At 48.5% G+C, this 3,765-nt stretch carries 1 protein-coding gene; it reads left to right on the top strand.

From position 1 onward, the window contains the following. Positions 1–252 precede the first annotated feature (252 nt). Complete coding sequence (locus ABD892_RS11370) at positions 253–3,663, top strand: FG-GAP-like repeat-containing protein (RefSeq protein ID WP_345195783.1); 3,411 nt, start codon at positions 253–255, stop codon at positions 3,661–3,663. Positions 3,664–3,765: the final 102 nt, after the last annotated feature.

Genomic DNA, 3,765 nt, shown 5'->3' with positions numbered 1-3,765 from the left:
TTTGCCTGAAGAGCACAGGGGACGCTCTCTTCATTCAATTTAGCCTTACTTCTTCAGATCGTTAAGCGGGAGTTAAGGTTCATTGCATCATACCTATTCTGGCCGGAGAGTGAATCAACTCGAATTAATAACCTTGCGACAGAATCCGATCAAGCCCATGACGCAATAGCACAAGATGATCAGTCGACCGATATAGTACTAATGCCAGAGGTTGCGGTAAGAGAGCCATCAGATTCAGGCCGTCGACATTCAATGCTGTATGGGTACGAGTCTGATGATGTGTCTTACCATCCATCTGATAGTGAGCCTGCGATTGAACGATTGTTTATCAACGATCTTAATGAAGAACAGCTTGATCAACAGCTGAAGAAACGCATCCTTACCCCACAAGGATTAATCGGTAATCCAGCCTCAAATCGTACTTTCCCTTCTATCAAAACCTCAAAACTTGCACAACTTGGACGTGAGCTCTTTTTCAGTAAAAGTCTCAGTGGTGATATGGATGTTGCCTGTGCCAGCTGTCATCACCCGTTGTTAGGGGGAGCTGATGCCTTATCCCTCCCGGTTGGTGTCGGAGCGATTGATGTTGACAGGATAGGCCCCGGACGACGGCATGATGGTAACCATTTTGTGGATCCTGAGGCGGATGCAGGTCCTAATGTTGGGAGGAACTCATCAACGACGTTTAATGTTGGCTTATATGAAAATGCACTATTTTTTGATGGACGTGCAGAACTTATTCAGTGGATAGAGGGGCGTTACCGTACAATTGTTGGGCGTTCTGAGCCAGAGGCTGACCGGGTTATCAAAACCCCCGATAGTCGCTTCGGCGGGCCGGATCCGCATGCCGGCTCCGACCTTGTCGCCGCCCAAAGCCGCTTCCCTGTGGTTGCGCTGAATGAAATGCGGGGGTTTTCTGATAACTATGTTGGCAGTAGTCATAAAGTACGTCATCAATTGGAGCTGCGACTGCAGGGAAAAACAGACGAGCTACTGAATAACCGCTGGCCTGAATTGTTTCGGTGGGCGTTTGAGCAGCCGGATGCCAGTCTTGAGTCACTGATCAGTTACGACAATATTGCTGCGGCATTAGCGGCTTACCAACAATCGCAGCTCTTTATCGAATCACCATGGAATGCATGGTTGGAAGGGCGGGGTGAGCTTAGCCCGGAGGCGAAAAAAGGTGCTGCTCTTTTTTATACGTCACTTAAAGAGGGCGGTGCTCAGTGCTATCAATGCCATAGTGGTGATTTCTTCACGGACGAGCGCTTTTACAATATCGCAGTGCCCCAGTTTGGTCGTGGTAAAACGGTAAGAGGCAAGGATTTCGGGCGATATGGTGTGACGAGAGATCCACAGGATATGTATGCCTTCCGTGTTCCCAGCTTGTTGAATATCAGTGAGACAGCGCCGTATGGGCATACTGGTGCCTTCATGACGCTGGGGGACATCATTGAGCATCATCTTATCCCCCAGCGCTCACTGGCAGCGTTTGATTACACCTTGCAGCAGCTCCCGCAGTTCAGAAAACTCCCGGTTGTTTATGAGATGGCGCAAGAGAATACCGACCATGTATTCAGTGTCTATCGGCAGATAAATCATCGGAATGCCATGGAACAGCGTTGGGCCAATAATGATGTTAGAAAAGAAGCGATAGGTTATCTGGTCGCCTTTCTTGAGAGCCTGACAGACCCTTGCATTACGAATGCCAATTGTATGAAACCCTGGTTGCCCCAGGGACCTGCACCCGATCAAAACCGGCTGGATCCGACGATAGGGACGGCGTTTAACAATGAGCGCGACCTGCCTGAAATAGTGGATCCAGAGAAACCAGCCACTGTGGCCATTGCAAGACTGGGAGATGTGCCAGCATTCACACTGGATTGTGCTGTCAAGCCATCAAGTGAGCATGGGAGCGGTTTTGAAGAAGTCGGACTTGATATAGGGCTGGATACTTATCGTCAACTCAGTACGCAAGCCCAGCATGGCAGTGGTGAATCCCAGCAGGATATTACGTTTGAGATGTTGATGTTCACTGGTGGTATGGCGGTGGGGGATATCAACGGTGACTGTTTCACCGACCTGATCATCGATCAGGGCGATCAGGCTGCCGCCAAAACATTTCTCAATCAGGGTGATGGAACGTTCAGGGCACAGAAGACGGCCTGGAGCCTTCCGGCTGACGATGATCTGACGGGAGCCGTTTTAGCGGATTTAAATGGCGATGGTTGGCTGGATCTCTTTACAGGTAGCTTGCAGGCTGATAACCCGAAAGTGCTGCTCAATAATGGCAGAAACCAATGGTTACCGACAGGACATGCCGGCTTCCGTGTCAGCAGGGCGACGCTTGGGGCGAACTTTGGTGATGTTGATGGTGATCTGGATGCCTGGCTGGCACATTGGGACGCTATCAACCTGTTTGGGGCCGAAGAAGAACACTTATGGCTCAATAATGGCCATGGCGTGTTTACTGGTAAGGCGCGTGAGTTCAGGGTTGCAGGGCATATCAAGGAAAGGGACTTTTCGTTTACCCCCAATTTCGCTGATATTAACAATGACCACTGGCCAGACATGGTACTTACTGCTGACTTTATGACTAGCCAGTACTTTATTAATCAGCAGGGAAAGTCGTTTGAAAACACGACAGATAAACGTGTCATTCAGGACGATAATGGCATGGGGGCATCCATTGCTGACTTTGATAATGACGGTGATCTGGACTGGTTCGTGACCAGTGTCTACGTACCGGATGGTGTTTTAACACCTGAAATGGAGGGATTGCAGATCGGTGTTAAGGGAAATCGTCTGTATCGTAATGACACGGCAGAAAATGGAATCGTCCGTTTTTCGGATATTACCGACCAGGCCGGTGTGGCAGATGGCGGCTGGGGATGGGGAAGCTGTACGGCAGACTTCAATAATGATGGCTGGTTGGATATTTTCCATGTGAATGGTTTTCATGTGGATTTGCGTGAAACCCGCAAGGATCTGCTGTATTTGCTGGACATGTTGGGGCTTGAGGATTTTGAGCTGAAAAAACCTTACCCGTCATTTGAAGACTTCAAGCATAGTGTCTCAATGACATTCACAGGAAAGCAGTTGGCTGATCTTGAGGTCTTTTATTATCTGGCTACATTCCGGCAATTAACCCTCAAAAAGCTTAAGGCCTTCCGCAAGCAGCCATCCCGACTGTTTATCAACCAGAAAAACGGCACATTCAAGGAGATGGCGGCTACATATGGCATCAATGATACTGGTCAGGGGAGAGGTGTCAGTTGTTTCGATTATGACCGTGATGGCGATATCGATATCATCACAGCTAATAACACGGGAAAATTGGGCTTTTATCGCAATAAAATACACGGGAAAAATAGCCAATCGACCAACTTTCTGACCGTTAAATTGCTGGGAAAGGCTCCTAATCATCATGCCATTGGTGCACGTATTTATTTAGAGAGTGTATCGGGTACACAAATGCGTGAGGTGCGCATAGAAAATAATTTCATGTCTCAAAATCCCGTTGAAAGTCATTTTGGGTTGGGCAATGACAAACAGATAAAAGCTCTGCGCATTGTCTGGCCTGACGGGCAAGAAGAACGTATCACGAACCTGTCGGTCAATCAGATGCTGGTGGTTCGGCAGAAGGCTCAGGTGTCTCAGTGAGAGCGGCATGTGTTGGCAGCTTGAAGTGGTTATAGTTTTCCGGACACACAAACAAGGGTAATCTTGAAACCCTATTAAGGTGTGTGAGCATGTCGGAAAAGA

The sequence above is a fragment of the Kistimonas scapharcae genome (genome assembly GCF_039540975.1).
GTDB lineage: Bacteria > Pseudomonadota > Gammaproteobacteria > Pseudomonadales > Endozoicomonadaceae > Kistimonas > Kistimonas scapharcae.
This window is presented reverse-complemented; position numbering and strand designations above follow the sequence as displayed.